This is a genomic window from Nocardia farcinica (genome assembly GCF_029867845.1).
Lineage (GTDB): Bacteria > Actinomycetota > Actinomycetes > Mycobacteriales > Mycobacteriaceae > Nocardia > Nocardia farcinica_A.
This window is the reverse complement of record NZ_JARWRU010000707.1, coordinates 1-4,057: the sequence shown is the minus strand read 5'-3', so window position 1 is coordinate 4,057 and position 4,057 is coordinate 1. Positions and strand designations below refer to the sequence as shown.

General features: G+C 72.5%; 3 protein-coding genes and 1 pseudogene. 1 reads left to right on the top strand and 3 read right to left on the bottom strand.

Features of this window, described 5'->3' with window-relative positions; genetic code table 11:
• Nucleotides 1-217: 217 nt before the first annotated feature.
• Both QH283_RS15520 and QH283_RS15515 read right to left on the bottom strand, forming a co-directional pair.
• A complete protein-coding gene (locus QH283_RS15520) occupies nucleotides 218-1,498 on the bottom strand; it encodes a sensor domain-containing protein (protein ID WP_280503698.1) in 1,281 nt (426 codons plus the stop codon).
• Nucleotides 1,499-1,703: 205 nt separating this feature from the next.
• Nucleotides 1,704-2,663, bottom strand: a pseudogene (locus QH283_RS15515) (STAS domain-containing protein).
• Nucleotides 2,664-2,920: 257 nt separating this feature from the next.
• Between QH283_RS15515 and QH283_RS15510 the strand changes: the two are divergent.
• Entirely contained in the window at nucleotides 2,921-3,205 is a 285-nt protein-coding gene (locus tag QH283_RS15510) for a DUF2277 domain-containing protein (protein ID WP_280503697.1), read from the top strand.
• A 20-nt stretch (nucleotides 3,206-3,225) separates the two neighbouring features.
• Here the strand turns inward: QH283_RS15510 and QH283_RS15505 are convergent.
• Nucleotides 3,226-4,057: helix-turn-helix transcriptional regulator (locus tag QH283_RS15505; RefSeq protein WP_280503696.1), on the bottom strand; the 832-nt coding region annotated here is incomplete at its 5' end.

The following is a 4,057-nucleotide window of genomic DNA, read 5'->3' as shown; positions in this document are numbered from 1 at the left end:
GGGGGGGGGGGTGTTTTATTTACCCCGGGGGGGGGGGGGGGGGGGGGGGGGCGGGGGCCCCCTCGACTCGGTGTTGCGCGACTCGCAGGGGGTTCGGGCCGCGCGGTAGTCGGCTCAGGGAGGGCCGACTCGATTGCCGATCGTACGCTGGCGCGCTCCCGCAATGCTCGCGCCGACCACAGGACATCGTGGACAATCGCGCGTCCGGGGCGCATCCTCAGGCGCTCGCGGCGGCCTTCTCCCGATACATGGCGGTGTCGGCGTCGTGCAGGATCTCGCTGAGTGAGCGCGTCTCGACCGGGGAGAGCCGGGTGGCCCCGATCGAGACCCCCAGCCGCAGCGGGCCGTGCGGCAGCCGGATCGGGTCGCCGACCACCGCGTGCAGGCGGTTGACGGTGGCCACCGGATCGCGGCCGGGGCCGCGCAACAGGATCAGGAACTCGTCGCCGCCGAGCCTGCCGAGCGCGTCGCCCTCGGCCACCGCGCGGCGCAGCCTGCGGGCGGTGACACGCAGCACCTCGTCGCCCGCCAGGTGTCCGAGGCGGTCGTTGACCGACTTGAATCGGTCCAGGTCGACGAACAGCACGGCGGAGAACTGCTCGCGCCGTGGCTCGGCCAGCGCGTGCTCGAGCATGGACAGGATGGTGGCCCGGTTCTTCAGGCCGGTCAGGTCGTCGTGGGTGGCCTGGTAGCGCAGCCTGCGGTGGCGGTCGCGGGTGTCGGTGATGTCGGTGAACGCGGCCACGACCGCCGAGCCGGGGTCGTCGGGATCGAGCGGGCGGCAGTTGCCCGCCAGCCAGCGTCTGCCGCGATGGTGGCCCTCGAGGCCGAAGACGAAACCGGTCGCGGGCTCGCCGGTGTGCATCGTGCGCACCATCGGATGCGCGGCCGCGGGCAACGGCGAGCCGTCGGCGTCCACCATGCGCAGCGACAGCTCCTGGTAGTTGCGGCCGACGAGATCGGCGCCCTCGCAACCGAGCAGGCGCAGCGCGGCCGGATTGATCGACTCGATCAGCCCGTCCCTGGTCATGACCAGGACGCCTTCCTCCAGCTGGGAGACCACCGCGGCGAAGTGCTGCTCCATCCGCCGCCTGGCCGCCTCGGCCGCGCGCTGGGCGCTGAGGTCGTGCAGCACCAGCTGATAGGCGTTGCGGCCCTGCCAGACCGTGCGCACCGTGGCCGTCTGAACCGGTATCCGCGTGCCGTCCGCGCGGATCAGGGTGGCGGGCGCCCGCCTGCTCGGCCGGGTGGGCGTGAGCACTTCGGCCGGATGCAGGAAGTCGGCCAGCGGGCGGCCGAGCGCGTCGGCGTCCACGGCGAACAATCGCATCCCCGCGGGGTTCAGGTACACGATCGAGCCGCCATCGTGCACGCAGATGGCGTCGGGGGAGTGCTCGACGAGCGCGCAGTAGCGCTGCGCCAGCTGTGCCACGGCGCCACCGCCGGGTGGCGCGTGCAGGCCGCCGCCCGGCGGCGCTGTGAAAGTGTTCTCGACCATGCGAATCCTGTTCGTCGTACGACGCGGCGAATAGCACGGGTGGAGCGGTGGAGCGCGCAACGCGGGAGGCCGGTCCGGCGAAAAAACCCACCCTGCGCCGGGATTCGAGTCCGCGTTGCCGATACCGGAAGAGCGATGGTCGCAAGTCAAAAGAGACTAAGTGGTATCGAAGATTGACAATAGCGAAACCTGATGCCGACGGCAATTACCCCGGCCGGCCGACCTTTCCGTTCGGAAGCGCGTGGGCCGCAGCCGGTCGGGCCGGTGATTCGCCGGCACGGGAATGCTCGCACGCGCGGGAAACCTCGTAGCCGAGCAGTCGCTCGGCCTCATCGATGCCGCCCTGCAGGTCGCCGACGGCGTTCATCTTCGACAGGTCGAGCCCGAGGGTCACCAATGTCAGCGCGATCTCCGACGACATGCCGGTGAGGATCACGCTCGCGCCCATCAGGCCCGAGGCGTCCACGGTCTGGGCCAGATGGTTGGCCACGGTGGAGTCGATGGTCGGCACGCCGGTGATGTCGATGACCACGACCTTGGCGCGGTTGGCGCGGATGGCGCGCAGCAGCTGCTCGGTGAGCTGGCGGGCGCGCTGGCTGTCGAGCATGCCGATGATGGGCAGGATGAGCAGCTGCTCGCGGACCTGCAGCACCGGGGTGGACAGCTCGCGGATGGCCTCCTGCTGCTGGCGGATGATCCGCTCGCGCTCCTGCACGAACGAGATGGCCACCATGCTGGCGACCGGTTGGCCGCGGGCTCGTAGACGTCGAGCACGCGCTCGAGCAGTTCGAAGTCGTGCTGGTACTTCTCGAACAGCGAGCGGGCGAGCACATCGCGCAACAGCAGCACGATGCCGAGGATCTCGTCGGTCTGCACCCCGCGCACCACGATCCGCTCGGACAGATCGCGGGCGTAGTTGCCCAGGGCGCCCACCGAGCCGGTCTCCAGCACTGTCACGTAGTTGTCGTAGACCGAGGTGACCTCGGTGAAAGATCTCCTCGGGGGTCATCGCGGTGAACAACTCGGCCTCGGTGATCCGCCGCGCCCACTGCGCGCGCAGGGCGGTGCGATTGTGGCGCAGATGTTCGACCAGTTCCGAGAGCAGGCGCTCGCCCGCGTCGTTCGCGCCCGGGGCGACCCGGGTGGAGCTGAACAGTTCGGACAACGGGTACTCCAGTGGATCGAGACGCCGCGGTGCTGCCTGCCGGCGCGTGCTGTCCGGCGTGGGGTCGGGACGGGGACGGCCGGGCGGTGCGGCAGGGCCCGGACGCGCAGCGCCGCGCGTGGGCCGGCTGTCGCGGGCCGTCGCCATGCCGCATCGTATACCGGCCCCGTCGCCGTGGGGACGGGTTTCCCGCGCTGCGGCACAAGTGATTTCGCCAACCGTCCAGTTTGTTATGCGGTCCGCGCTAGCCTCGGGGTATGTGCCGAAACATCACCGCGCTGCGCGGGCTCGAACCGGCCGCCACGCCTGAGGAGATCCACGCCGCCGCGCTCCAGTACGTCCGCAAGGTCGGCGGCCTGTCGTCGGTCTCGGCGAGCAACCGCGCCGCCGTCGAGGAGGCGGTGGCCGAGATCGCCGCGACGACGACCCGGCTGCTCGAGCGCCTGCCCGACCGCAAGGTGCCGCCCAAGTCCGTCCCGCCGCTGCGCCGCCCCGAGGTGCGTGCCCGCATCGCCGAGCGCGCGGCGGCCGCCGAGCGCTGACCCGTCCCGCCGGACCGCGCTCAGAGCAGGCCGCTGCGACGCGCGGTGTCCAGCGCGCCCACCCGGGAGTTGGCGCCGAGCTTGCCGTAGATGCCGCGCAGATGCGTCTTGACGGTGTTGATCGACACCCCGAGATCGGCGGCGATCTGGCCGACGGTGCGGCCGGTGGGCAGCTGTTTGAGCACCAGCAGCTCGGTATCGGTGAGAGCCGGGCGGGTGTGCTCGCGATGGGCGGCCGGGTGCGCCCTGACGGCGGTCACGAACTCCTCGGCCCGGGCGAACCGGCCCGAGCAGGTGTCGAGCAACGCGATCGCGCCCGGCACGTCGAGGAAGGGGCGCACCAGCTCGGCCTCGGCCGCCTCGCGCACCGCCTGCTCCAGCGTCTCGGCGCCCGCCCTCGGCCTGCCGAGGCCGCGGTGCGCGACCGCGCAGACCAGCAGCCCGGTCACCCTGCTGTTGGGTCGTAGCGCACCCGGGGTCCGCAGCAGCGGCTCCAGCAGATCGACCGCCTGGTGCGGACGGTCCTCGGCGAGCGCGCAGGCCGCGCGGGCCAGCATCACGTCGGGCAACTCGCCGAGCCGCGACCTGGCCTTGTCGACCAGCAGCTTGGCGGTGCGTGGCTCCCGCATCCGCAGCAGCGCCCACACCACGTGCGGCACCAGCGCGGCGGTGTTGACCGGATGGTCCGCACGGTCGAGCAGGGCGAGCATGTCCCGGTGCAGGGCGTCCACCGCCGCGGCGGGCGTCGGCGCTGACCCGCCGCGGCCCCGCGGGGGGCGGTGCCGCCCGGCCCGCGGGGCCGCCCCGGGGGCGGGGGGCCCCCCCCCCCGGCGGGGCGCCCCCGCGCCCGGG